27 protein-coding genes are annotated in these 26,125 nt (G+C 58.0%); 18 read left to right on the plus strand and 9 right to left on the minus strand.

All coding sequences use genetic code 11. From position 1 onward, the window contains the following. Positions 1 to 13: 13 nt before the first annotated feature. On the minus strand, positions 14 to 994 hold the full coding sequence (locus FN828_RS15950) for a Hint domain-containing protein (RefSeq protein WP_142494413.1): 981 nt from the start codon (positions 992 to 994) through the stop codon (positions 14 to 16). A 442-nt stretch (positions 995 to 1,436) separates the two neighbouring features. On the opposite strand from FN828_RS15950, the gene prpE reads away from it, so the two are divergent. Further along, positions 1,437 to 3,326, plus strand: coding sequence for a propionate-CoA ligase PrpE (gene prpE, locus FN828_RS15955; protein WP_142494414.1), 1,890 nt, complete (start codon positions 1,437 to 1,439; stop codon positions 3,324 to 3,326). A 145-nt stretch (positions 3,327 to 3,471) separates the two neighbouring features. Here the strand turns inward: prpE and FN828_RS15960 are convergent, their stop codons facing one another. Beyond that, positions 3,472 to 4,404, minus strand: coding sequence for an MYG1 family protein (locus FN828_RS15960; protein ID WP_142494415.1), 933 nt, complete (start codon positions 4,402 to 4,404; stop codon positions 3,472 to 3,474). Positions 4,405 to 4,502: 98 nt separating this feature from the next. Next, complete coding sequence (locus tag FN828_RS15965) at positions 4,503 to 4,814, minus strand: ETC complex I subunit (RefSeq protein ID WP_142494416.1); 312 nt, start codon at positions 4,812 to 4,814, stop codon at positions 4,503 to 4,505. 424 nt (positions 4,815 to 5,238) lie between these two features. On the opposite strand from FN828_RS15965, the gene uvrB reads away from it, so the two are divergent. Together uvrB and FN828_RS15975 are read left to right on the plus strand one after the other, a co-directional pair. Beyond that, positions 5,239 to 7,437 (plus strand): excinuclease ABC subunit UvrB, encoded by a 2,199-nt coding sequence (gene uvrB / locus FN828_RS15970; RefSeq protein ID WP_142494417.1) that lies wholly within the window; start codon positions 5,239 to 5,241, stop codon positions 7,435 to 7,437. A 34-nt stretch (positions 7,438 to 7,471) separates the two neighbouring features. Further along, a complete protein-coding gene (locus FN828_RS15975) occupies positions 7,472 to 7,786 on the plus strand; it encodes an aspartate aminotransferase (protein WP_142494418.1) in 315 nt (104 codons plus the stop codon). Here the strand turns inward: FN828_RS15975 and FN828_RS15980 are convergent. Continuing rightward, the gene (locus FN828_RS15980) at positions 7,773 to 8,378 is read right to left on the minus strand and encodes a rhodanese-like domain-containing protein (protein WP_142494419.1); all 606 of its coding nucleotides are present in this window, start codon (positions 8,376 to 8,378) and stop codon (positions 7,773 to 7,775) included. The genes FN828_RS15975 and FN828_RS15980 overlap by 14 nt on opposite strands. Positions 8,379 to 8,549: 171 nt before the next feature. Between FN828_RS15980 and FN828_RS15985 the strand changes: the two genes are divergently transcribed. From FN828_RS15985 to FN828_RS16045, 13 genes are all read left to right on the plus strand, one after another. Further along, entirely contained in the window at positions 8,550 to 8,861 is a 312-nt protein-coding gene (locus tag FN828_RS15985; protein ID WP_235891505.1) for a hypothetical protein, read from the plus strand. A gap of 117 nt (positions 8,862 to 8,978) precedes the next feature. Continuing rightward, positions 8,979 to 9,434: a universal stress protein gene (locus FN828_RS15990; protein ID WP_142494420.1), complete on the plus strand. Its 456-nt coding sequence runs from the start codon at positions 8,979 to 8,981 to the stop codon at positions 9,432 to 9,434. Between the two features lie 34 nt (positions 9,435 to 9,468). After that, positions 9,469 to 10,551: a hypothetical protein gene (locus FN828_RS15995; RefSeq protein WP_142494421.1), complete on the plus strand. Its 1,083-nt coding sequence runs from the start codon at positions 9,469 to 9,471 to the stop codon at positions 10,549 to 10,551. 86 nt (positions 10,552 to 10,637) lie between these two features. Further along, positions 10,638 to 11,201: a NifU family protein gene (locus tag FN828_RS16000; protein WP_142494422.1), complete on the plus strand. Its 564-nt coding sequence runs from the start codon at positions 10,638 to 10,640 to the stop codon at positions 11,199 to 11,201. A gap of 113 nt (positions 11,202 to 11,314) precedes the next feature. Next, positions 11,315 to 11,902: a tRNA (adenosine(37)-N6)-threonylcarbamoyltransferase complex dimerization subunit type 1 TsaB gene (tsaB, locus tag FN828_RS16005; protein WP_142494423.1), complete on the plus strand. Its 588-nt coding sequence runs from the start codon at positions 11,315 to 11,317 to the stop codon at positions 11,900 to 11,902. Further along, entirely contained in the window at positions 11,895 to 12,323 is a 429-nt protein-coding gene (locus FN828_RS16010; protein WP_142494424.1) for a GNAT family N-acetyltransferase, read from the plus strand. Before tsaB ends, FN828_RS16010 begins: the two co-directional genes overlap by 8 nt. Positions 12,324 to 12,489: 166 nt before the next feature. Continuing rightward, complete coding sequence (locus FN828_RS16015; protein ID WP_142494425.1) at positions 12,490 to 13,491, plus strand: BMP family lipoprotein; 1,002 nt, start codon at positions 12,490 to 12,492, stop codon at positions 13,489 to 13,491. Between the two features lie 72 nt (positions 13,492 to 13,563). Next, complete coding sequence (locus FN828_RS16020; RefSeq protein ID WP_142494426.1) at positions 13,564 to 15,159, plus strand: ABC transporter ATP-binding protein; 1,596 nt, start codon at positions 13,564 to 13,566, stop codon at positions 15,157 to 15,159. A gap of 4 nt (positions 15,160 to 15,163) precedes the next feature. Next, the gene (locus FN828_RS16025) at positions 15,164 to 16,258 is read left to right on the plus strand and encodes an ABC transporter permease (protein WP_142494427.1); all 1,095 of its coding nucleotides are present in this window, start codon (positions 15,164 to 15,166) and stop codon (positions 16,256 to 16,258) included. A 3-nt stretch (positions 16,259 to 16,261) separates the two neighbouring features. After that, complete coding sequence (locus FN828_RS16030; protein WP_142494428.1) at positions 16,262 to 17,227, plus strand: ABC transporter permease; 966 nt, start codon at positions 16,262 to 16,264, stop codon at positions 17,225 to 17,227. Between the two features lie 196 nt (positions 17,228 to 17,423). Continuing rightward, a complete protein-coding gene (locus tag FN828_RS16035) occupies positions 17,424 to 18,347 on the plus strand; it encodes a sulfite exporter TauE/SafE family protein (protein WP_142494429.1) in 924 nt (307 codons plus the stop codon). Next, positions 18,344 to 19,123: a TIGR02186 family protein gene (locus FN828_RS16040; protein WP_142494430.1), complete on the plus strand. Its 780-nt coding sequence runs from the start codon at positions 18,344 to 18,346 to the stop codon at positions 19,121 to 19,123. Before FN828_RS16035 ends, FN828_RS16040 begins: the two co-directional genes overlap by 4 nt. A gap of 218 nt (positions 19,124 to 19,341) precedes the next feature. Continuing rightward, a complete protein-coding gene (locus tag FN828_RS16045) occupies positions 19,342 to 20,040 on the plus strand; it encodes a DUF2270 domain-containing protein (RefSeq protein ID WP_235891506.1) in 699 nt (232 codons plus the stop codon). A gap of 119 nt (positions 20,041 to 20,159) precedes the next feature. On the opposite strand, the gene ccoP is transcribed toward FN828_RS16045, so the two are convergent. Genes ccoP through ccoN form a run of 4 tightly spaced genes read right to left on the minus strand, consistent with a single transcriptional unit; the run spans position 20,160 to position 23,584 of the window. Beyond that, the gene (ccoP, locus tag FN828_RS16050) at positions 20,160 to 21,026 is read right to left on the minus strand and encodes a cytochrome-c oxidase, cbb3-type subunit III (protein WP_142494431.1); all 867 of its coding nucleotides are present in this window, start codon (positions 21,024 to 21,026) and stop codon (positions 20,160 to 20,162) included. 5 nt (positions 21,027 to 21,031) lie between these two features. Beyond that, on the minus strand, positions 21,032 to 21,223 hold the full coding sequence (locus FN828_RS16055; protein ID WP_142494432.1) for a cbb3-type cytochrome c oxidase subunit 3: 192 nt from the start codon (positions 21,221 to 21,223) through the stop codon (positions 21,032 to 21,034). Positions 21,224 to 21,238: 15 nt separating this feature from the next. Next, the gene (gene ccoO / locus FN828_RS16060; RefSeq protein WP_142494433.1) at positions 21,239 to 21,967 is read right to left on the minus strand and encodes a cytochrome-c oxidase, cbb3-type subunit II; all 729 of its coding nucleotides are present in this window, start codon (positions 21,965 to 21,967) and stop codon (positions 21,239 to 21,241) included. Positions 21,968 to 21,982: 15 nt separating this feature from the next. Beyond that, positions 21,983 to 23,584 carry a cytochrome-c oxidase, cbb3-type subunit I gene (gene ccoN / locus FN828_RS16065; RefSeq protein ID WP_142494434.1) on the minus strand — a complete coding sequence of 534 codons (1,602 nt, stop codon included), beginning with the start codon at positions 23,582 to 23,584 and terminating at the stop codon, positions 21,983 to 21,985. Positions 23,585 to 23,787: 203 nt separating this feature from the next. On the opposite strand from ccoN, the gene FN828_RS16070 reads away from it, so the two are divergent. Continuing rightward, entirely contained in the window at positions 23,788 to 24,627 is an 840-nt protein-coding gene (locus FN828_RS16070; protein ID WP_142494435.1) for a universal stress protein, read from the plus strand. Between the two features lie 174 nt (positions 24,628 to 24,801). Here the strand turns inward: FN828_RS16070 and FN828_RS16075 are convergent, their stop codons facing one another. After that, positions 24,802 to 25,608, minus strand: a complete 807-nt coding sequence (locus FN828_RS16075) for a class I SAM-dependent methyltransferase (protein WP_142494436.1) — start codon at positions 25,606 to 25,608, stop codon at positions 24,802 to 24,804. A gap of 293 nt (positions 25,609 to 25,901) precedes the next feature. Between FN828_RS16075 and FN828_RS20620 the strand changes: the two genes are divergently transcribed. Then, on the plus strand, positions 25,902 to 26,069 hold the full coding sequence (locus FN828_RS20620) for a hypothetical protein (RefSeq protein ID WP_185959056.1): 168 nt from the start codon (positions 25,902 to 25,904) through the stop codon (positions 26,067 to 26,069). Positions 26,070 to 26,125 lie beyond the last annotated feature (56 nt).

Genomic DNA, 26,125 nt, shown 5'->3' on the forward strand with positions numbered 1-26,125 from the left:
TTGGCGGAACATTTCAGGCGCAGTTCCGCTGCAAAAGCGACCCTATCACGGCCGCCTCGCTTCCTCGGGCTTCTGCGGTGCAAAGCTCCATCCCATCCGCCAAAAATGGAAACAGACCAACGATTTCCTGCTTCAGGTCCAGATTTTCGGGAACGTCATCATCCTGCGGCAAAAACAGGCTTTCAGCAGGCATTCCGTTGGCCACCAAAACCACATGCCGGGCGCACAGAAGATGGTGATAGGATATTTCCGTCACCGTCCGGTCCAACGAAATCGTCGCGTCATTTAGCAGTGATTTAGCGGATGCAAGGCAATCCTCTTCCCCTGTAATCAACCGCGCCTCCAGCCCGGACAGATACAGCCGGTGCTGCTGGGACAGCCACGTATCGCGATGCGGCACCCCCGGCTTCAACGCGTTTTTACGGATACGAACCGGGAACCATTTGTCAAAGTCCATATTCTGCGGCAGGCGCAGCTTGCGCGCCCCGGACCACAGCACACCATGCGCCTGCCCGAACCAGTCCACAACCACGTCACCCGCGCGAATATCTTCGATTGGCCGCTCCCCCGCATCCGTCAGAATGCGGGTTCCCGCAGCAAAGCAGATCGGCGTGAACACTTCATAGCCAACCGGCTCGATATCCACCACAAGCGCCACTGCACCTAACAGGTTCGGCTCACCTTCGGGGTAATGGAAATAAATCTGCCCGCCCACTTCGAACACGACAACAGGCACCGAAGCCCCCAACGGAACCGTCAGCCCCAGCACATCGACACCCGGCGTCACCGTGCCGCTGCCGATGTAATTCACAGGTTGCCCGTTAAACGTGGAAAGCCCGTCATCGAAATCTGACAGGGTACCGTCATTATCCTGAAGCGTGCCGGTCTGTTCGCTGCCAAACCCATTCAGAACCAGTGTTTGCTGCGAAGATAACAAATTCGCAGCCAATAAAGACCCATTATAGGGAACTACCGTAATGTCTTGGGAATACATCGCGTTTCCCCTTATTATCTGCCCAAGATGCCCTTCTAACTAATGGAAATCACGCGCAAACAGACAGCGGAAACGACATCGAATATCTTTTGGACTCGTGGCCCCGATACGTTCCCCCTCTTACCGATAAGCAATCATACGCTGCATTGATTGATACATTTTCCCCGCATCATTTCAAGCAGCCAAATACACTCAATTGTATAGGTATGCACGAAAGAACTACCTCTTGGCGGGAATGTTTGCAGATTCGCATAATTAATTTGCAAACCGCGCAAAACTTTGCGGAAGCGCCCCTGAAATCCACAGCCTTTGCAACATGGTTTTGGTGGAAAACCTCCGAAAGCCTCGCAAACTTGCGTAAATCTGTCGCTGGTTTCGGTAACATACTTGCGTGAATTTGCGACGCTACGTAACAAGAAATCAACCACACAGGAGGCATACCATGGCATACAAAGATATTTACGCTGCATGGAAATCAGACCCCGAAGCGTTCTGGATGAACGCAGCACAGGCGATTGATTGGGATACCCCCCCTACCAAAGCCTTGTTTGATGATAACGCCCCCCTGTATGAATGGTACAAGGACGGCATGGTAAACACCTGCTGGAACGCGGTGGACCGCCATGTGGAAAACGGGCGCGGCGAACAGACCGCCATCATCTATGACAGCCCTGTCACGCATACCAAACGCACCATTTCCTATGTCGAACTGCGCAACCGCGTGGCCAGTCTGGCCGGGGCGTTGCGCGCAAAGGGCATCGAAAAAGGCGACCGCGTTATCATCTACATGCCGATGATCCCCGAAGCGTTAGAGGCCATGCTGGCCTGCGCCCGTTTGGGGGCAGTGCATTCGGTGGTGTTCGGTGGCTTCGCCAGCAACGAACTGGCCGTGCGGATCGACGATGCAAAACCCAAAGCGATCATCGCCGCCTCGTGCGGGATCGAACCGGGCCGCGTAGTGCATTACAAACCGCTGCTGGATGGGGCCATCGACATGGCCACCCACAAGCCCGATTTCACGGTGATTTTCCAGCGCGAGCAAGAGGTCGCCCATCTGGAAGAAGGCCGGGATTATAACTGGCATGGCTTCCAGTACGGCGTTGAACCGGCGGAATGTGTCCCGGTCGAAGGCGACCACCCTGCCTATATCCTGTATACCAGCGGCACCACCGGCCAACCCAAGGGCGTTGTACGCCCCACCGGCGGACATCTGGTGGCGCTGAACTGGACCATGAAAAACCTGTATAACGTCGATCCGGGCGACGTTTTCTGGGCCGCGTCAGACGTGGGTTGGGTCGTGGGGCATTCCTATATCTGCTATGCGCCGCTGATCCACGGCAACACCACCATCGTGTTCGAGGGCAAACCCGTCGGCACCCCCGATGCGGGGACGTTCTGGCGCGTTATCAGCGAACACAAGGTCTCGTCCTTCTTTACCGCGCCCACCGCATTCCGCGCCGTGAAACGCGAAGACCCCAAAGGCGAGTTTGTCAAAAAATACGACCTGTCGAACCTGAAACAGGTCTATCTGGCCGGTGAACGCGCCGACCCTGACACGATTGTCTGGGCGCAGGATCAACTGGGCGTGCCGGTGATTGACCACTGGTGGCAAACTGAAACCGGCTGGGCCATCGCGGGCAACCCGCTGGGCATTGAATCGCTGCCGGTGAAGCTGGGCAGCCCCTCGGTTCCGATGCCGGGTTATGACGTGCAAATTCTGGACGAAGGCGGCCACCCGATGAAAGCCGGGGAACTGGGCGCCATCGCGGTGAAACTGCCGCTGCCCCCCGGCACCCTGCCGACCCTGTGGAACGCCGAAGCCCGGTTCAAGAAATCCTATCTGGAACATTTCCCCGGCTATTACGAAACCGGCGATGCGGGCATGATCGACGAAGACGGCTATCTGTACATCATGGCGCGCACCGATGACGTGATCAACGTCGCAGGCCACCGCCTGTCCACCGGCGGCATGGAAGAAGTGCTGGCCAGCCATCCCGACGTGGCCGAATGCGCGGTGATCGGCGTGACGGATGATCTGAAAGGGCAACTGCCCGTGGGCTTCCTGTGCCTGAACGCCGGATGCGACCGCGACAATGCCGATGTCGTCAAAGAAGTTGTAAAACTGGTTCGTGACAAAATCGGCCCTGTGGCGGCGTTTAAACTGGCCGTGGTGGTGGATCGCCTGCCCAAGACCCGTTCGGGCAAAATCCTGCGCGGCACGATGGTGTCGATTGCGGATGGCAAAACCTACAAACTGCCCGCCACCATCGACGATCCGGCCATTCTGGACGAAATCAAAGTCGCCCTGCAAAGCATCGGCTACGCCCAGTAACCCAACAGATTAACCCCCACTGGCCCCGCCTTTGTGCGGGGCTTTTCTTTTGCACGGCTGGCAAATCCATATCTTGTGTAACAAGCGCATTCTACCGACATCAAAGCCGCTATTGATCGCCCAACAGATCAGACAGGTTCCCTCGTCAATCAGCCGCACCAATGGCAGCTTCATTGACCGCTTTCACCGCCATCTTCAGAACCGCCTCGCGCGTGGCAGCCACCGCGATGAACCGCGCGTTATGGCAGAACTTGGCACCGCTCACGCCGCAAGCCGCTTCCAGATCGGCATCGGTCAACCCAGCCCAGGCCTCGGGCAGATCTGCGCGACTTTCAAAGGTATCACCACCTTTGCGGATGGTTGTCAGCGCCCAATCGCTTTCGCGCGGGTGAACGACAAACAGCAAATGATCAGCCCCCGCTTTCTCTATTGCTGACCTGAACGGCATACCCATCGGAAGTTCCAGTATCTTCGACGCCCCGGCAGCAACAATCGCCTTGGAAACCATAGCCTCGGCCCGGCATTTTGCCGCTTTATTCCGAACCACCGCCTCTACAAAAACGCGCGCCACGTCCAGCGCCGAAAAGAACGCCTGATCATCGCTCTCGGCGCTTCGATCATCAAAGGCTGGCTTCAAGGTTTCCAACAATGTCGGCAGGGACAGCCCCGCCAGAGGACCAGCCACCGAAGGTTCCATCGCTCCGTTGTCAAGCAGATCAACCGGCAGAACAAAGCTCTGATCAAAGCTGCGGTGAACAGCCTCAACGTCAGCCTCAGGCGTCCGCAACGCGCGCAAATATGCGTGGCCGAAATGATGCCATATCAGCCCGAACGAACTGTAAGGCTGCCCATCCCCCCGCAGCGGATTGGGCCGCTGGTGGTGATCAAAGATCATCGCATCAGCATCATAGGCCCGCCCGACATCAAAAATAATCCTGCTGCTGTCCGCAGTGATCCAGATCGGATCACGGCTGCGCACCAGTGTTGCATCAGGAAAGAGCCGCGTTAAAATTACCGATGACAGCAATTCATCGGCATGGAAACCGCCGGAGTGCGTAACAAGATGGGTGATAGTCATCTGGGTGATGTTCGTGCTGGGAAAAACAATTTGGGCGACCTGATTGGCCGCCCATCAAGACCTGCTTCGCGAATGAAGCAGCCCTTTCCAAATCAACGTCAGTGCGTCCAGGGGCTGCGGCGGTTGGTGGCAAAGTTTTCGCCATATCCACCCGCGCGGATATTAGGTTTGCGCCCATGCGGTTCGGTCACAGTGGCGTCGATACCATGTTCCTTGGCGTAATCCAGTGCCGCCTCTTTGCTGGCAAACCGCATCTTGACCTGTGCCTGCGTATCCGTGCTGGAGGTCCACCCCATCAACGGATCAACCTCGCGGGCGGACGCGGGGGCATATTCCAGAACCCAAGATTTCGTTTTCGCCGTCCCCGAGGACATAGCGGTTTTGGCAGGTTTGTAGATACGCGCACGCATAACATGACTCCTCTGTTCCGGCGATTTATCGGGGAAAATGAGAATAACAGCAAGAGCAGACCGCCCTTTTTCCCCGCCAAAAGCAAAGGAAAATGGGCGTTGACCGCCGTCTGACCCGCAGGGAGCGAGGGGTGGGTGAACGCGGACCCTACGGCGGCCAAGCCTGCTGCTTGCTACAAAGAATCATACGCAGGGGTCGCCGCTCTTCGCAAGAGATTCCGTTTACGAAATTTCAAAAATATACATATTTTCTTTTCATTTGTTTCAATACGGACAGAAATATTGACCAATTCAGATACGCATAATTCGCCCAAGAACGAATTGAGGCGTTGATTATCCACGACAATTCCCTGCTTGGCGGAAACAGGGGTTGAAGTAGAACAAAAACAGATCAAATTGGGACTGCCAAACCCGGAGAAGCCCGATGCCCTATGCCCATAACGATCAATCGGCCCCGATTTTGCACGCCCCGGCCCCCGATGTAAAAACCCGCCCCAAGCTGGAAGGCGGCAAACGCTTTACAATGAAATCGGAATTTTCACCCGCCGGAGACCAGCCCACAGCGATTGCCGAACTGTCCCAAGGCGTGCTGGCAGGCGAACACGATCAGGTATTGCTGGGCGCAACCGGCACCGGCAAGACCTTTACCATGGCCAAGGTGATCGAAGAAACCCAGCGCCCCGCGATCATCCTTGCCCCGAACAAGACACTGGCCGCGCAATTATATGGGGAATTCAAGGGCTTCTTCCCCGACAACGCGGTGGAATATTTCGTCAGCTATTACGACTATTACCAGCCCGAGGCCTATGTCCCGCGGTCCGACACCTATATCGAGAAAGAAAGCCAGATCAACGAACAGATCGACCGGATGCGCCACTCGGCCACGCGGGCGCTGCTGGAACGCGATGACGTGATCATCGTGGCCTCTGTGTCCTGCATCTACGGCATCGGGTCGGTGGAAACCTATGGCGCGATGACACAGGATCTGAGCGCCGGCAGCGATTACGATCAGCGCGCCGTAATTGCCGATCTGGTCGCCCAGCAATACCGGCGCAACGATCAGGGGTTTCAGCGTGGTAGCTTCCGGGTGCGCGGTGACGTGCTGGAAATCTGGCCCGCCCACTTGGAAGACCGCGCTTGGCGGCTGTCGTTCTTTGGCGAGGAGTTGGAGGCGATCACCGAATTCGATCCCCTGACCGGGGAAAGAACCGATACGTTTGAACAAATCCGCATCTACGCGAATTCGCACTATGTCACGCCGAAACCAACGATGCAGCAGGCGATTCAAGAGATCAAAAAAGAACTGCGGCAGCAGTTGGACCTGATGACGAATTCCGGCAAATTGTTAGAGGCGCAGCGGCTGGAGCAGCGCACGAATTTCGATTTGGAGATGTTAGAGGCCACCGGCGTCTGCAACGGGATCGAGAATTACTCGCGCTATCTGACGGGGCGCGCACCGGGCGAGCCGCCCCCCACCCTGTTTGAATTCATCCCCGATCATGCCATTGTTTTCGCGGATGAATCCCACGTTTCCGTTCCGCAGATCGGCGGCATGTACAAGGGCGACTTCCGCCGCAAATCCACGCTGGCGGAACATGGGTTCCGCCTGCCAAGCTGCATGGACAACCGCCCCCTGAAATTCGAGGAATGGGACGCCATGCGCCCGCAATCGGTGTTCGTGTCAGCCACCCCCGCAGCATGGGAAATGGAACAGACCGGCGGTGTTTTCACCGAACAGGTGATCCGCCCCACCGGATTGCTGGACCCGCTGGTAGAAATCCGCCCGGTGGACATGCAGGTGGACGACCTGCTGGACGAGGTGCGCCGCGTATCCGCCGCCGGGTTCCGCACATTGGTCACGACCCTGACGAAACGCATGGCCGAAGACCTGACCGAATACATGCACGAACAGGGCATTCGTGTGCGCTATATGCACAGCGACATTGATACGATCGAACGGATCGAGATTTTGCGCGACCTGCGGCTGGGGGCGTTCGATGTGCTGATCGGGATCAACCTGCTGCGCGAGGGGCTGGATATTCCCGAATGCGGACTGGTGGCCATTCTGGACGCGGATAAAGAAGGGTTCCTGCGCTCTGAAACCTCCTTGATCCAGACCATCGGGCGGGCCGCGCGAAACGCCGAGGGGCGGGTCATCATGTATGCCGACCGGATCACCGGCTCTATGCAGCGGGCTTTGGATGAAACAGACCGCCGCCGCGCCAAGCAGATCGCCTATAACGAAGAACACGGCATCACCCCCGCCACGGTGAAGAAGAATGTCGAGGACATTTTGGCCGGGCTGTATCAGGGCGATACGGATCAGTCCCGCGTTACAGCCAAGATCGACAAACCGCTGCATGGCGCCAACCTAGAGGCCCATCTGGACGGGCTGCGCAACGACATGCGCAAAGCCGCTGAAAATCTGGAATTCGAGGAAGCCGCCCGCGTGCGGGATGAAATCAAACGGCTAGAGGCGGTCGATCTGGCGATTTCAGATGATCCTTTGGCACGGCAATCGGCGGTCGATAATGCCGTCGAAGCCGCCGCCGCCGGGCGGGGCCGCTCCACCGCCGGACGTCCGGGGCAACGCGGCGGCGTGAAACGACGCAAAGGGCGTTAAGACGGGCTTACCCCACAGCCGTCAGGTTGAGGTCATGCGCAACATGAACTCTCCGCTATCGCCTGAAATCTGGCTGAACGATCTGTTCACGTCAAAAGCCGTGACGCAAGGCAGGGTCATCCGGCGCAAACGTCGGGATATTGAACGGTTTGTCGGAATGGAACCGTTCCTGAACGAAATCAACCGGCGCGGCTATCGCGCCATCGAAAACGCGGGGCAGATTGTGATTTTCTGCAACCAAGGCCCGATCCGTTGGCTTACACCGAACCGCCCGCCCCGCGTGGCGCCGCTTTCTTTCAAAGAAAGCGGACCGAAATCTTTTCAAGATTTCGGCATCACTCCCCGGTGACGGTCAGGCCTAACATGCGCCAAGCGTGCATCCCACCCCGGTAATAATAAATCCGATCCGCCGGGTATCCCACCTCGATCATATTCCGAATGGCCGTGGGAGATTGCCCACACCAGTTGCCGTTACAAAACAGCGCCACCCGTTTCGGATTTTCACATTCCCATCCGTCGAAATCAGGCTCGCACCCCAGTTCCCCCAGATGATCAATCACCTGCGTATAGGGGACATTCACTGCACCGGGAATCGACCCTCCCTCGAACCAGCTTGGCGTGCGCGAATCCATCACCACAACCTCTGGGTCTTTCAGCATGTCCATCAGCTCCAACTCGCCGATTGTCGTCACCCCTTCGGCGGGGGTCATCGGTTGAATACAAAAGGGCGGACACTCGCGCGAGGTCTTGGCCCATTCCCCCGTGACCTGATGCTCGGTATCCTGAATCCGTTCAATCACCACTTCTCCATCCACGGTTGGCACGGTAACAACAGGCAGATCAGGCCGGATTTTCACCTTTAACGCATCATTCTGCGCCACGCCTTCGGCAGCCAGCGGTGACGCCATCATCAATGCAGCAATCAGGGCAATAAATCTCATTGGATCTCCTCCTCACAAACTATTCTGACAAACACGCCTTTCCCTGCGCCATTCGGCCCGATTGAAACAACACGACGGTTCCGGCATACTGCGGCACAGGGTAACAAATCCGCGCGCAGGATACAGGTGAAATCGCCGGGCTGCGCCATTCGGGGCCAGAGGCAGTACAATATGAAACACGTTCTTCGCAGCCTTTTGATAGCTTGCGTTTTTTTTCCGGCGACAGCCCAGACCGTTGCGGCAGGCCCAATTGAGCGGGCTTGTCTGTCATCCCCGCGCCAAGGGGCCAACTGGCGCCTGTGCGGCTGCATCCAACGCGTTGCGGACCAAACCCTGACACATGCCGATCAACGTATGGCGGCGAAATTCTTCTCGGATCCGCACCGCGCACAGGAAGTCCGGCAATCCAGCAATATCCGGCACGAAGAATTCTGGACGCGCTACAAGGAATTTGGCGCAACCGCTGCTGCGGCCTGTAGCTGACCTGTCTGCAAACACAGTTTCCCGAACGCCATAAGTCCCCCGCAAATCTGGCCCAATCGGCCTGTATTGCCACCGTCGCATCCTTGCGCCATGATCCGGGGCAAGGAGAAAACAATTATGCGTAAATTTCTGGTGATCCTTGACGATAGCCGCGAATGCCTGAACGCGATGCGGTTCGCGGCCATGCGGGCAGCAAAAACCGGAGGTGCCGTGCAAATCCTTTCGGTCATTCCCCCAGAGGAGTTCAACCACTGGATCGGCGTGTCCGACATCATGCGCGAAGAAGCGCGGGAACGGATTACCGTTCATTACGAGGTCTTTGCCAAATGGATGCGGGACCGCCAGAATATCGACCCCGAGCTGATCATCCGCGAAGGCGAAGCCGTCACCGAAATTCTGGCCCAGATCAAGGACGATCCCGAAGTCGGCGTTCTGGTGCTGGGCGCTGGCGTGGATCGCAAAGGCCCCGGTCCGCTGGTCACACAGCTTAGCCGCAGCGCGGGAACCCTGCCCGTTCCCATCACCATCGTTCCCGGTGACATGTCCAAGGAACGACTGGAGGCAATTACCTGATCCGAACGCCCCGTTCCTGCAAAGGAGAATCAACATGACCGCCCTGCGCCTTTTTTTGCTTTGGCTTTTGTGCCTGCCCCTTGTTTTGATCCTGCCACAGGCAGGCACAGCACAGCAGCGCAGCATTGCGCAGGACGTATTCAAGCCAGATTGGCTTGGGCGGCAGGAAGCCCGCTATTTGCAGGCCGGGCTGACGCTGGAGGGGCTATATCTCGGGCTGCTGGATGGCGAATGGGGAAAAGGCAGCCAATCGGCCTTGGACCGCTATCTAAGCGCCCGTGGGCAGGGGACACGGGCCATTGTCTATGGCGATCTGCTGCCACTGGTCACAGCCACGCAAGCCACCATTCAAATCGAATTCTGGCAGGGTGTGAACGATTTCCCCAAGAAAGCAACCTTTCTGGCTCCGATGGCTTTGATGCAGCCAGACACGACAGCCGAGCATTTCACCCTGAAATCAGGGGATGGAAGCCTGCTGGTGCGCCTGATCGAAAACGACAAGGATCAGACCATCTCTATGCACCAATGGCTGATCGACAATCACGCCGGTTCCACCAAAGAGCTATACCGAAATTATTCTGATCAACGGCTGATCACCTCGGGCCTGCTGAAAAGCGGCAAAACCGTATATTTACGCTCGGAATATGCAAAATCGAACAGCATCGTCACCGTGTTGGTACAATATGAACCCTTTCAAAAGATGCGGGGACAGATGATTGCCGCCTCGATCTCTTACGAAGGGTATGGAACTGCAATAGGGCTACCCCAAGGAAGCGCCATAGGCGACTTGTTGAACCTGAACCGCGAAACCGCACGCCCGTCTGAACCTGTCAGACCCGTCTTTGGGTCAGGGGGATCAGGGGGTGATGGCGCGGGCGGCGGCGGGGGCATTTCCCGCCCGGCCCCCATCATGCGGCCTGAACAACCACCCCAAGGCAACCAACCCGCCCCGCCAACAGGCGGCGGGATTGGCATCGCACGCCCGGCCCCCGGCACAGGGCCATCACAACCCGGCATCGGCGCAGGCGGATCCGGCGGCGGAATCGCCCGTCCGGCGGCCCCTATTGCCGCCAACAGTCTGAGTTTTGCCATCCCCTCCCTTCCCCCGGCCGAGTGACGCAATTACTTTAGAATCATTCCAAACCTTGACTCCACGCCTGTCGGGGCGCATATCCTTGGCAAGACACAAAAGGTACGCAGAAGATGTTTATTCAAACCGAGTCGACACCGAACCCCGCAACGTTGAAATTCCTGCCCGGTCAGTCCGTTCTGGATGCTGGAACTGCGGATTTCCCCTCGGCTGACGGGGCGGAAAAATCGCCGCTGGCGCAGCGTATTTTCTCGGTAAACGGCGTGGCTGGCGTGTTCTTTGGCACTGATTTCGTGACTGTGACCAAATCGGACACGGTGGAATGGGATCACATAAAGCCCTCGATCCTTGGCGCAATCATGGAACATTTCCAATCCGGCCAGCCCGTAATGGCAGGCGAGGCCAGCGCATCGGGCGGACATGCGGACCATGATGGCCCGGATGCGGAAATCGTGGGTCAGATCAAGGAATTGCTGGACACCCGCGTGCGCCCCGCCGTGGCGCAGGATGGCGGCGACATCACGTTCCACGGGTTCGATCGTGGCGTGGTCTATCTGCATATGCAGGGGGCTTGCGCCGGTTGCCCGTCTTCGACGCTGACGCTGAAAATGGGGATCGAAAACCTGCTACGTCACTACATCCCCGAAGTGACCGAGGTACGCCCCGTTGCCGTCTGAGGACCGGACATCCAGAACAGTGCCAGCGGAGTTTGTCAGAAACTCCGCCCCGGACCTCCTGAGGAAATCCTCCCCCGCTTGCCGAAGCCTTTCGCAATGGCCATAAGGCACTTATGACTGATGCGCCCCTGATCCTTGCGTTCGACACCTCCGGCCCGCATGTGACAGCGGCTTTGCTGGCGGGCGAGGATATTCTGACCCAGCGGTCCGAGGAGATGCCGCGCGGCCAGGCCGAACGCCTTCTGCCGCTACTGGAGGAGGTTCTAGCCGAGGCGGGCAAAACCTTTACCGACCTCACCCGCATCGCCGTCGGCACCGGCCCAGGCAATTTCACCGGCATCCGCATTTCCGTGGCTGCGGCACGGGGGCTGGCGATGGCACTGGACATCCCCGCCATCGGCGTCTCGCTACTTGATACCACCCAATTCCTGTCGCACTGGTCCCCGGTCGCCATGCCCGCCCCGCGCGGGCAATTCTACCTGATGGATTTCGACAAGATGCGGGAGCCTGTGCTGATCGAACGCCTGCCCAATTTTGCCGTGGCCCTTTCGACAGAACACACCCCTGCCCAACATGTCGCAATGATGGCCCGCCTCGCCGCCATACGCACGCCCGGCACCGCCCCGGCCCCGCTTTATGTCAAACCGGCTGATGCGGCCCCTTCAAAAGACGCCCCGCCGGTGATCCTTGACGATGCCTGAACTGACGCCCGAACATCTGGCCGATCTGCATAAACGGGCCTTTACCAGCCAACGCCCGTGGACCGCGAAAGAATTCGCCGGGTTGCTGGAATCCCCGCTGGTCTTCTGTGTCGGGGACGCCCGCGCCTTTGCGCTTGGCCGCGTCATCGCAGACGAGGCAGAACTGCTGACGCTTGCCACCGCCCCGGCATATCAGCGTCAGGGGATCGGGCGCCATATGTTGACAGCCTATGAAAACACGGCGCAATCCCGTGGTGCGGCCCGCAGCTTTCTGGAAGTGGCGGCGGATAACGCCCCGGCCATCGCGCTGTATCAAACCGCAGGTTACGCGCAGGACGGGTTGCGCCCGAACTACTATCGCACCATGACCGGCGACACGGTAGACGCTGTGCTAATGTCGCGCTTATTGCCCCGGCGTTAACTGTCCAAATGGTCAAAAACACGGCATCGAAACCCTAGTTTCCTGTTGACCCCTGCGCCCGCCTGCGGCCTAAATTCAAACAGAACAGATGCAATCTGCTCGTGCGACAAGATTCAAAGGCGCCCGTTTTCAGATGGTGCCATTTCAACACTGCGGGAGACTATAAATGACCCTGATGACCAAATTCTTGGGCGCTGCGGCTGCTTTGGCGCTAAGCGCGGGCACGCTGGCTGCCGACCCGGCCCTGATCTTTGATCTGGGCGGCAAGTTTGACAAATCCTTCAACGAAGCCGCCTTTACTGGCGCAAGCCGCTGGGCCACAGAAACCGGCGGAACCTTCCGTGAAATAGAACTGCAATCCGAAGCCCAGCGCGAACAAGCGCTGCGCCGTTTTGCCGAAGCCGGGGCAAACCCGATCATCACTATGGGCTTTGGCATGGCTGATCCGCTCAGCAGCGTAGCCCCCGATTACCCCGATACCAAATTCGTCGTGATCGACGTGACCTGGATTGAAGGCGCGAATATCCGTCAGATTGGTTTCGCGGAACACGAAGGGTCATATCTGGTCGGGATGCTGGCCGCGATGGCATCGAAATCCGGCGCTGTCGGTTTTGTCGGCGGTATGGATGTTCCGCTGATCCGGCATTTTGGCTGCGGCTATGCCCAGGGCGTGAAGGCCGTAAACCCCGATGCAAAGGTGATCGCCAACATGACCGGCACCACCCCCGCCGCGTGGAATGACCCGGTCAAAGGGTCTGAATTGACCAAGGCCCAAATCAGCCAAGGCGCGGACGTGGTGTATGCTGCGGCTGGCGGCACCGGCGTGGGCGTGTTGCAAACTGCTGCCGACGAAAACATCCTGTCTATCGGCGTGGACAGCAACCAAAACTACCTGCACCCCGGTAAGGTTCTGACCTCGATGCTGAAACGGGTGGACGTGGCCGTTTATGACGCCATGAAAGCGGGCGACGCGGTGGAAACCGGCGGTGTCACCATTCTGGGCCTTGCCGACGATGGCGTAGGCTACGCGCTGGACGAACATAATGCGGCGCTGATCACCCCGGAAATGAAAGCTGCCGTGGATGCCGCCCGCGAAAAAATCATCGCAGGCGATCTGAAAGTGGTCAGCTATTACGAAAACGATAGCTGCCCGGTTCTGGATTTCTGATCCACATCCCGAAACAGACCTATCGGGCCGTGCTGAACCCTTGGCGCGGCCCTTTTCCTAAGCGGGGTCCAGATGACAGGTACAGCGCCAGCGATTGAATTGCGCGGCATCTCCAAGGCTTTTGGCCCGGTGCAGGCGAACAAGGATATTTCCATCCGGGTCATGCCCGGCACGATCCACGGTATTATTGGGGAAAACGGCGCGGGCAAATCCACGCTAATGTCCATTCTGTATGGGTTTTACAAAGCCGACAAAGGGGAAATATTCATCCACGGCCAAAAGACCGTCATCCCCGACAGTCAGGCCGCCATCGCCGCCGGGATCGGCATGGTGTTTCAACATTTCAAGCTGGTGGAAAACTTCACCGTTCTGGAAAACGTCATTCTGGGGGCCGAAGACGGGCGGCTGTTGCGGCCATCCCTAGCGCGGGCGCGCAAGGAACTGAAACGGCTGGCCGAAGAATACGAACTGAACGTCGACCCCGATGCCGTGATCGAAGATATTGGCGTGGGGATGCAACAGCGCGTTGAAATCCTGAAGGCGCTGTACCGGCAAGCCGACATTTTGATCTTGGATGAACCCACCGGCGTTCTGACCCCGGCCGAAGCGGACCATTTGTTCCGCATTCTGGATAACCTGCGCAACGGAGGCAAAACCATTATCCTGATCACCCACAAGCTGCGCGAGATCATGGAAATCACCGATACTGTCAGCGTGATGCGGCGCGGCCAGATGACGGCCACGGTAACAACCGCCGAAACCAGCCCCGAGGAACTGGCCGAACTGATGGTGGGCCGCAAGGTGCTGCTGCGGGTGGACAAGGCCCCGGCACAGCCCGGTGATGTGGTGCTTGCGGTGGAAAATCTAAACGTCACCGATGAAAAGGGCGTTCAAAAACTGCGCGATGTCTCGCTGTCCATCCGGGCGGGTGAAATTTTGGGCATCGCGGGCGTGGCCGGAAACGGCCAGTCCGAACTGCTAGAGGTGCTGGGCGGAATGTGCACCGCCACAGGGCGGATCACCCTGAACGGTGACGACATCGACCTGAGCGGGCGGCAATCAGACGGCCAGTCGCGCCGGGCGCGGGGCATTGCCCACGTCCCCGAGGACCGCCAGCGCGAAGGTCTGATCATGGACTTTCATGCTTGGGAAAACGTGGCCTTCGGCTATCATACAGACCCCGCTTGGCGGCGTGGTCCGCTGATGGATAATGCCGCGCTACAAGCAGACACCGCCCGGAAAATGGAAAAATTCGACGTGCGCCCGCCCGATCCGTGGCTGGCGGCCAAGAACTTCAGTGGCGGCAATCAGCAAAAAATCGTGGTCGCCCGCGAAATCGAACGCAACCCGACCCTGTTGCTGGTGGGGCAACCAACGCGCGGCGTCGACATTGGTGCGATCGAATTTATTCACAATCAGATTGTGGCCCTGCGCGATCAGGGCGCGGCGGTGCTGTTGGTGTCGGTCGAACTGGATGAAATCCTGTCGTTGTCGGACCGCGTTGTGGTGATGTTCGACGGGCAGATTATGGGCGATGGTCCCGCCAGCACCGCCAACCAGATCGGGCTGGGATGCCTGATGGCAGGCATGGGTGGCGCAGACACAACCGCGATGGCAGGCTGGACGATTTCCGACGCCGCCGCCCCCGAATTGATGCAAGAGGGCTAAGCGCATGGATAAAATGCCGAAATGGGCCGATGTAATCCTGATCCCGCTGATTTCCCTGCTGTTGGCGGCAATCCTGTCCGCGCTGGTCATTCTGGCCATTGGCGAAGACCCGTGGGCCGCGCTGAAAATGATGGTGCAGGGGGCGCTGGGGTCCACCTATGGCTGGGGGTATACGCTGTATTACGCCACCAACTTCATTTTTACCGGGCTGGCTGTAGCGGTGGCCTTTCATGCCCGTATGTTCAACATCGGCGGCGAGGGTCAGGCGATGCTGGGCGGGCTGGGTGTGGCGCTGGTGTGCCTGTTCATCCCGTGGCCGCATTGGACGCTGGCAGTCATTGCCGCCACGATCAGCGCCGGGGTGTTCGGGGCACTGTGGGCGGCAGTCCCTGCATATCTACAGGCCAAACGCGGCAGCCATATCGTGATCACCACCATCATGTTCAACTTCATCGCCTCGGCGGTGCTGAACTATATGCTGGTCAATGTGCTACGCCCCCAAGGCGCGATGGACCCGGCCACCGCGAAATTCCCCGCAGCCACGCATCTGCCCACGCTGCACGAACTACTGTTGCCGCTGGGGATCAAGTTTTCCAAAGCCGCGCCTGCGAATGTCAGCCTGCTGATTGCGCTGGCAGCCTGTGTGCTGGTCTGGCTGCTGATCTGGCGCACCCGTCTGGGGTATGAAATCCGCGCGTTCGGATTTTCCGAATCCGGCGCGAAATATGCCGGGATCAGTCCGGTGAAAATCACCATCGTGGCCATGCTGATTTCCGGCGCATTGGCCGGGCTGATGGCGATCAACACCACAATGGGCGAGGCAGAGCGGCTGGTTCTGAACGCGACCGAGGGCGCGGGCTTTATCGGCATTGCCGTGGCGCTGATGGGGCGCAGCCACCCGTTCGGCGTCTTGCTGGCGGCAATCCTGTTCGGCTTCCTGTATCAGGGCGGGGCTGAACTGGCGCTGTGGACCAATATCCCGCGCGAAATGATCGTGGTCATTCAGGCGCTGGTGATCCTGTTCACCGGGGCGCTGGACAATATGGTGCGGATACCGCTGGAAAAACTGTTCCTGTCGCTGCGCCGGAAAGAGGGCTGAGCCATGGATTATATGACCCTTTTGCTAATTCTGGATTCAACCGTGCGGCTGGGAACACCGCTGCTGCTGGCCTGTCTGGCCGGGCTGTTTTCCGAACGCGCCGGAATTTTCGACATCGGGCTAGAGGGCAAGATGCTGGCCGCCGCGTTCTTTTCCGGTGCGGTTGCGGCAGTGTCCGGTTCTGTCTGGCTGGGCCTGCTGGCAGGGATCGGTGCATCCTTGGTTTTGTCTGCGCTGCATGGTTTGGCCTCGATCACCTTTCGCGGGAACCAACTGATTTCCGGTGTCGCGGTGAACTTTCTGGCCGCGGGAATGACCGTCGTTATTGCACAGGACTGGTTCCATCAGGGCGGGCGCACGCCATCATTGATGGGGGGCGGACGGTTTACACCGATCACCCTGCCCTTTGCCGAAACGCTGCAAGACGTACCCGTGATCGGCCCATTATATTACCATCTGATTTCCGGCCACACGGCGCTGGTATATCTGGCCTTTGCCTGTGTTCCCGCGACATGGTGGCTGCTGTATCGCACGCGCTTTGGGTTGCGACTGCGGGCCGTTGGGGAAAACCCCGCTGCGGTCGATACTGCGGGGGTATCGGTGGTTGGCCTGCGCTATGCGGCGGTGGCGATCTGCGGCATTCTGTGTGGTATCGCCGGGGCCTATCTGGCGACGGCGCTTCAGGCCGGGTTCGTCAAGGATATGACAGCGGGCCGGGGGTATATCGCGCTGGCGGCACTGATCTTCGCCAAATGGCGCCCGTGGTACGCGCTGTCTGCCACCATGTTGTTCGGCCTGCTGCAAGCGGTGGCCCTGCGCTATCAGAACATCGACCTTGGCAGTTTCACGATCCCGGTACAGGTCATGGATGCCCTGCCCTATATTTTGACCGTCGTGATTCTGGCCGGGTTCGTCGGCAAGGCGATTCCCCCCCGCGCCGGAGGAGAGCCGTATATCAAGGAACGCTAAGCCCCCTGTCAGTCCGTTATCCGAACCGAAAGCAGGCCAATTCACCGTCTGCCAGAACCAATCTGATATGCCGCGATATACCTTTGTTATAGCGTGATAACTCTCGCTTACGGGTGGCCTGTATTTTTCGCTGCATTGCTGCACTTTGCCCGAACCGCCGCTTGCCAAGTGACAATCCGTCACGCTAGGTAAGCTCATGCAAATCTACCTGCCCATTGCCGAAATCTCTGTCAATGCGTTCCTGTTGTTGGGACTGGGCGGGATCGTGGGCGTTTTGTCTGGCATTTTTGGCGTGGGCGGCGGGTTCCTGATTACCCCCTTGCTGTTCTTCGTTGGCGTTCCGCCATCTGTTGCCGTTGCCACCTCGGCCAATCAGATCGTGGCCTCGTCCTTCTCGGGCCTGCTGGCGCATATGAAGCGCAAGAACGTGGATCTGCGCATGGGGTGGGTTCTGCTGGGCGGTGGTCTGGTTGGATCAGCCATTGGGGTTGTGGTTTTCAACTATCTTAAATCGTTGGGGCAGGTCGATCTGCTGGTACGGCTGTGTTACGTGCTGTTTCTGGGGGTCATCGGCAGCCTGATGCTAGTCGAAAGCCTGAACGCCATTCGCCGCGCCAAAAAAGCAGGCGCCCCGGTTATAAAGCGCCGCAATCGCAACTGGGTTCATACCGCACCGCTAAAGGTACGGTTTCGGACCTCTGGCCTGTATATTTCGATCATCCCCCCCTTGCTGGTGGGCTTTGCCGTTGGGATGCTGGCCGCCGTGATGGGCGTAGGGGGTGGGTTTATTCTGGTTCCCGCCATGATCTACATTCTGGGAATGCCAACACGGGTCGTTATTGGAACCTCGCTGTTCCAGATCATCTTTGTCGCGGCCTTTACCACGATGCTGCACGCTATCACGAACCATACGGTTGATCTGCCGCTGGCGCTGTTTCTGCTGGTTGGCGGTGTAGTTGGGGCGCAGATTGGCACCCGTATCGGCGTCAAACTGAAGGCTGAACAATTGCGCGTCTTGCTGGCCCTGTTGGTGGTCGCGGTCTGCGCCAAAATCGCGCTGGAACTTCTGCTGGAACCGTCCGAGCTGTATTCCATCGCCTCGACGGTGGACCTGTCATGATCCGGGTCTTGTTCTGCCTCTGCCTTGGCCTGATCGCCCTGCTGCCGCTGCCGCAGGTGGCCCGCGCGAATGAACAGGTGGTTTTGGGCCTTAGTCAGGACCGCGTGGCAATCACAGCCCGTTTCGATGGTTCAGAAATCCTGATCTTCGGCGCAGTCAAACGCGAAACCCCGATCCCAGATGAACCGCTGGACGTCATCATTACGATTGCTGGCCCCTCTGGCCCGGTCACATTGCGCCGGAAGGACCAGAAATTCGGTATTTGGATCAATACCGCTTCTTTGAAAATCTCTCAGGCGCCCAGTTTCTATGCCGTCGCAACCAGCCGACCGCTGGATGTCGTTCTGGATCAAAACGAAGACCTGCGCCACGGCATCTCTTTGGATCAAAGGATTTACGCCTATACCTTGGCCGCGATGACGAACGAGGCCAAAGACTTCAGCGCCGCCTTGGTTCGGATACGCGAACAGGACGGCAGCTATCAGATGTTAGAAGGGGCAGTGGATGTGGACCAGCAAACGCTGTTTCGCAGCTCGATCGCGCTTCCCTCGAATCTGACCGAAGGCGCATATGAAACCCGCATTTTCCTGACCCGCAGCGGCAAGGTCATATCCAGTTTTGACACGGTTATTGACGTGCGTAAGGTTGGGCTGGAAAGGTTCCTGTTTAATCTGGCGCAGGAACAGGCCGCGCTATATGGACTGTTGTCCTTGGCCTTGGCAATTTTCTTTGGCTGGGCGGCCTCTGCATTCTTCCGGTTGCTGCGTCAGGGCTAAATCAGGGCTAAACCCGTTTCCACCTTGTCCGGCGTGATTTCATCCCGTGTCAGCCGACATTCATTGGCGGTGCATCCGCCAATATCCCGTCCACATTCCCCGACCTAAACCGTCACGCTCTGGCCCCAGCGCTTTGACCATGCCCCCCTGCCCGTGCCATAGTTTCACCGGGAGCAGGAGACATCAGCGCCACCCGGCGCGCAAAATGGGGGGAATACGTGGCCCAATCCGCGCCAAACCCGTCGCAGCCGAATTGCGACAACCGTACCGATCTAACATCTTCGGAAATCACCGCTATTGCACATCTTTACAGGGGCGAAGTTTATCGTTCGACCATATGGCGGACGCGACTGGACACCACGACCAATTGGGCCGTGGTAACATTGGGGGTCGCACTGTCGATCTCTTTTGCCTCTCCGGACGCATCGCCGCTGCCGCTGGTTCTGGTCGGCGTCTTGATCATCTTTTTCCTGATGCAAGAAGCCCGGCGCTATCGCTATTTCAACGTCTGGCGCGCCCGCGCCCGGTGGATGGAAACGCATTTCTATGCACCGATGCTGAACGACGGCGACCTGCACATGGAAGAAAACTGGCAAAAAACGCTGGCCAATGACTACATGCGCCCGAAATACCACGTTTCTATGATGACAGCCGTCGGGCGACGCATCCGGCGCAACTACTTGTGGATATTGCTCATCCAATCACTGGCTTTTGCCGGGAAATTGGCCGTTCATCCCACACCTGTTGAATCACTGGAACAGGCGATCCGCCGCGCCGATGTTGGTCCGTTGCGTGGTGAAATTATCGTCGCCTTGGGGGCAGTTTACGTCATTTCATGGGTCGCTATCGCAATCTGGAGCGATAAAAACGACAAAATCCGCGCACGCGGGCGCGGAACAGACAGTTCTATGGGTTGAAATTCCCTGAACTTGTAAAATAATGGCACCGGCCTTCCAGGAAACGCGCGAACAGGACGGAAGGGCCGGTGCCGACCCATGGGCGCGGGAAACGCCCATGGGTATTCTTTTATGCGGTGTTACTCACCACCACCCAGTTGGTGCACATAGGTGGCAACCGCACGGATCTGAGCTTCGGACAGACGGGCATTCCAGTTCGGCATCACGCCTTTGCGGGAATTCGTCACCGTTTCCTTGATCGAGGCAAAATCACCGCCAAACAGCCAGATTGCGTCAGTCAGGTTCGGGGCGCCTTGTGCGCGATCACCAGTGCCGTCTTCCATGTGGCAAGCGGCGCAGTTTTCCTCGAACACAACAGCCCCGTCAGCCACCATAGCGGCATCCTGCGGCGTGCCAGACAACGACATGACATAATTCGCAACCTGGTCGATCTGCTCTTTTTCCAGCAACTCATCACGGCCAAAGGCAGGCATTTCAGAAAAACGCGTGTCTTCGTCGTCGGGGCTGCGGATACCATAGGTGATCGTGGTGTGGATTTCTTCGATGTTACCCCCCCACAGCCAATCGTCATCCAGCAGGTTCGGATAGCCTTTGGCACCAGCCGCACCCGACCCGTGGCACTGTGCGCACCACGTTTTGAACACGGCAGCCCCAGCCGACACAGCATAACCTTGCAGTTCGGGATTTCCCGAAATCTCGGTCAGTTCAGCCGCGGCCAGCTTTTCGTTGATCGGCCCCAGTGTTGCAGCGTTGGCGTCAATTTCGGCCTGCACATCGGCACGCGTCGACCAGCCCAGAAAGCCAGCCGTCGCCCCGCTGATCCCCGGCCACGCCGGGAAAGCAACCGAATAGATCACAGCCCAGACGATACAGGCATAGAAGGTCCACAACCACCAACGCGGAAGCGGGTTGTTCAGCTCTTCAATACCGTCCCACTCGTGGCCGGTCGTGCTGACCTGTGGTTTTTTGTTTGGTTTGTTAGCCATCTCTCTCACGCCTCCTTGGCGTCACCACCGCGAGCGGCGGGTTTGTCTTCATGCCGGAAGGGGATGTCAGCCACGTCCTTGTAAACCTTGCTGGAGCCGGGGCGGAAGGCGAAGACCACCACCCCAACAAAGAAGGCAAACAAAGCGATCAACATCCAGCTATCCGCGAACTGTCTCAGGATCGAGTAGGTGTCCATAATGGTCCCCTCCCCTTACCGGCTCGCGTCCGGGGTGAAGGTCGAGAAATCAACCAGCGTTCCCAGCATTTGCAGATAGGCCACCAAGGCGTCAGCTTCGGAAATTCCGGGCTGGCCGTCAAAGTTACGCACCTGCACCTTGTCGCCATAACGTTCCACCAGACCGTCATAATCGCTGTCCGGGTCCGCCTGTGCGGTGAAATCCGCACGGGCATTCGCCAGCATGTCTTCGGTATAGGGAACCCCCACCAAGGAATGCACTTTCATGCTGTCCTCGATATATTCACCGTCGATCATGCGGTTTTCCAGAAAGCCATATTTCGGCATCACGGATTCCGGCACCACCGATTGCGGATTGCGCAGGTGGTCCACATGCCATTCATCCGAATAGCGGCCACCGACACGCGCCAGATCCGGCCCGGTCCGCTTGGACCCCCACTGGAACGGGTGGTCGTACTGCGATTCAGCCGCCAGCGAATAGTGGCCGTAACGCTCGACCTCGTCGCGCATCGGGCGGATCATCTGGCTGTGACAGACATAGCAGCCTTCGCGCACATAAATGTCACGCCCTGCCAGCTCCAGCGGGGTGTAGGGGCGCATGCCCTCTACATCCTCGATGGTGTTTTCCAGCCAGAACAGCGGTGCAATCTGCACGATGCCGCCGATGGTCACGACAAGGAAGGCAAAGATCGTCAGAAGCGTGATGTTCTTCTCAAGGATCGTGTGTTTATCAAGAATTGCCATTGTTCCGATCTCCTCTTACTCGGCCGGAACCAGATGGTTCTTGGCTTCCACAGCCGGCGACTTCTTCACGGTCATGAACAGGTTGTAGCACATGATCACGCCACCCAGCAGGAACAGAACCCCACCCGTACCGCGCACCACATACATCGGCAGTTTCGCAGCAACGGTGTCAGCGAACGAGTTCACAAGGAAACCGTTGGCATCCACTTCACGCCACATCAGGCCTTCCATGATACCAGTCACCCACATGGCAGCGGCGTACAGGATGATACCGATTGTCGCCAACCAGAAGTGCCAGCTTACCAGCGACAGCGAATACAGCCGTTCACGGTTCCACAGCTTCGGCACCAGGAAATACAGCGCGCCAAAGGTGATCATGCCGTTCCAGCCCAATGCGCCAGAATGCACGTGGCCGATGGTCCAGTCCGTGTAGTGCGACAGCGAGTTGACGGCGCGGATCGACATCATCGGTCCCTCGAACGTCGACATGCCGTAGAAACCGACCGAGATAACCATCATACGAATGATCGGGTCAGTCCGCAGCTTATCCCATGCACCCGACAGGGTCATCAGACCGTTGATCATACCACCCCAAGACGGCATCCACAGCACGACCGAGAACACCATCCCCAGCGTCGACGCCCAGTCAGGCAGCGCGGTATAGTGCAGGTGGTGCGGACCAGCCCAGATGTAGATGAAGATCAGCGCCCAGAAGTGAATGATCGACAGCTTGTAGGAATACACCGGACGTTCGGCTTGTTTCGGCACGAAATAGTACATCATGCCCAGGAACCCAGCAGTCAGGAAGAAGCCCACAGCATTGTGGCCATACCACCACTGCGTCATGGCATCCTGAACACCCGAGAAAACCTGAACCGATTTGGAACCGAAAATCGAAACCGGAATCGACAGGTTGTTCACGATATGCAGCATGGCCACGGTGATGATGAAGGACAGGTAGAACCAGTTGGCCACATAAATGTGGGGTTCTTTCCGCTTCACGATGGTTCCGACGAAGACAGCAAAATAAGCGACCCAAACGATGGTCAGCCACCAGTCCACATACCATTCCGGCTCGGCGTATTCTTTCGACTGGGTTGCACCCAAGATATAGCCGGTTGCGGCCAGAACGATCATCAACTGATAGCCCCAGAACACGAACCACGCCAGATTGCCGCCCCACAGGCGCGACGCCGAAGTCCGCTGCACCACGTAGAACGAGGTCGCGATCAACGCGTTACCACCAAAGGCGAAAATCACCGCGCTGGTGTGCAGCGGGCGCAGCTTGCCGAAATTCATGTAGCCCTGCGCCCAATCAAAGTTAAGCACCGGAAAGGCCAGCTGAAATGCGATAAAAGTCCCTGCCAGGAAGCCAACGACCCCCCACAAGGCAGTTGCGATCACGCCAGCGCGCACAACGCCGTCGAGATATTCATTTTGCGGTGCAGGCGCCGCCGGTTCCCCGGTGCGGCGCAGCACGTACAGGAACGTAATCGCAGCGGCCAAAGCCACCGTAATCGCGTTCACCATATATGCCAGATCACGCGCATAGTTGGCCGCGATCAACGCCAGAAGCGTGACCAGACCAAGCGCGATCAGCTTGATGTAATTTACCATTTTGCGTCCCTTCGTCTTTTACCCGCACGATTCGTATGCCGCACAGGCGGTTCCAGACTGGCCGTTTAATGCGTTCGGCAGCCTGACACTGCATTGATCTGTATCAAAACCCGGTTTCCCATTTCTTGACACGGGTCAAAGTGGCTCAGAAATCTGCGGTTTACTGTATCACGTAGAAGGTCATGTGCGGATAGGAGAAACCAATGGCTTACAGAAGCTTATTTACGGTGCTGACAGACACCAAATTCGTGGCCCCTGTACTGGAACAGGGTATTGCGCTCGCAACCTCGCAGGATGCGCATCTTGATGTGCTGTGTATGGGCGTGGATCGGACCCAAACCGGCTATTATTACGCAGGTGCGAACGCGATGGTGCTACAGGAAACCATCACCCGCGCTCAGGAAGAGGCGAAAGCGGTCGATTCAGCCGTGCGCGCGCGGTTGGGGAATGCGGACATTCGCTGGGGAACCGATATGGGGGTGGCGCAACTGGCCGATCTGGGCCGCCACGTTGCCGCCCATGCCCGGTTTTCCGATCTGGTGATTCTGCCGCAACCCTATGGGGAAAAACACGGGGCCGAATTGGAACCGGCGATGGAATCGGCGCTGTTCGAGGGCAAAGTTCCCGTACTGGTGCTACCCGATGGCAAGCCAGCCCTGACCGCGCCGAAAAATATCTCGATCGCGTGGAACGAAAGCAACGAGGCAATGGCCGCCGTTCGTGCCGCCCTGCCGTTCTTGCAGGCGGCGGAAAATGTGCGCGTCGTGGTGATTGATCCCCCGACCCACGGCCCGAACCGCTCGGACCCCGGCGGGTTGCTCTCGCAATATCTGGCGCGTCAGGGCGTGAAGGCGGAAATCGACGTGCTGTCCAAAACCATGCCCCGCGTGTCGGACGTGCTGCTGCGCCACGCGGATGACACCAACGCCGATCTGATCGTGATGGGCGCCTACGGCCATTCCCGCTTCCGCGAGGCCATTCTGGGCGGCGCCACCCGCTATATGCTGGAACAAACCGACCTGCCGGTTCTGATGGCGCATTGATCCAGAACTTAAAAGACCCGCCCCCGGCGGGTCTTTTTGCATTGGTGAGTTTGGTGCAAACGGCAGTATGCGGGCGGAAGCAGACCTTGCGGCCAGACGCAGCGAAGGACTGCGAAGAGCCCAAACTTACCGGATGCTGCGGATAAGGCGAATGGCTGCTATGACAGAAAAGCTTTAGCCCGCTCGGCCTGAAAAAACGACACTCGGCATCGGAATCTTATAAACCCCATGCTCGAGATAGGGTGCAGTCAATTCATCGATCTCATTTCGAATTGTATTCTGAACACTCTGTTCTTGGCGTTCCAAAATGAGCGGCACGCGAACGCCGAATTTCATGAAGAACTCAAAAAAGCTGGGACCGGGCGCATGTAAAACATTCTCGACCACCTCAGATTTGATGTCGGTGAAACCGGCGAGACGCATCATGCCAGAGACATTAGCTTCATCAGACAAAACGTATGCGTTTGGCGCAGGGTCGGCACGCGACATGTCAGCGTGCCGACCCAAGACATCGAACAAAAGCCGATAGCACTCCGAGCGATCAGGCCCAAGCCACTGGCTAAACACAAATCTTCCATTCGGCTTGAGAACACGGCGGGCCTCTGACATCGCCTTTTCCGGGTCGGTGACATGAAACAGAACGATATTGCTAAGTACCGCATCAAAGGTTTCGTCTTGTGCTGGCAAATTCTCAACGTCAGCGACAGAGAAATCTATATCTGGAAACTGGTTTTTCGCCTGCTGGATCATCCCCTCCGAGAAGTCGATGCCTTCGACTGCCGCGCCGAGAAGTTTTGCACTCGCTGCGACAAAGCCGGGACCACAACCCGCATCCAACACCTTCGCACCTGGGAAAAGTCTGGCATGGTCCAGAAGTTTCGGAATTGACTGGAGTGTTGCGCGCGCGGTGGTGTCTCCGTACAAATCGGCCCGTTTTGACCATCCGTCACGTTCGCCATCTCTAAACGCTGAGTAGTCCATGAAATCCCTCCCAATTCAGTGGAGAAGAACACAATCCTCTGCCGGCTGGCAATCCGAAAGGGAAGTTTGGGCACGTAGGCATAAAAGTCTGCTTTAGTCCGCATAGCCGACCTCGGGCGTATCAGATTGCTGCGCTCCTTCGCCAATGTCGGCTTTCGGGAAGCTGCATCGCAGCGTCGATAGCAACGGCCAATGTCCGCAAAGGGCCGTTGTCCCCCTTCACCACTCCCCCCCAAAAAACTGAGGATCTTCTCGTATCTATAATGGAACCATAGATACAGGAGGATGTTTCCATGAAGACGTTATCTGCCCTCGGCGTGCTGGCCGGGGGCTTTTTGATTCAGCCAATACCACGGGCCGTGGTGACCACGCTGCTGTGGGTCGCGTCGCGGTCGCATCCGGCTGTGGCGGCACTGGTGCTGGTGCTGGTCGTGGCAACATGGGGGAACGATGATGCTTGAGCTGTTCGTTCTGATCGTGGTCGCCAGCATCAGCCCTGCTTGGGCAGTCGCGGTGT

This window comes from Thalassovita litoralis (assembly GCF_900182725.1).
In the GTDB taxonomy this organism is placed as follows: domain Bacteria; phylum Pseudomonadota; class Alphaproteobacteria; order Rhodobacterales; family Rhodobacteraceae; genus Thalassobius; species Thalassobius litoralis.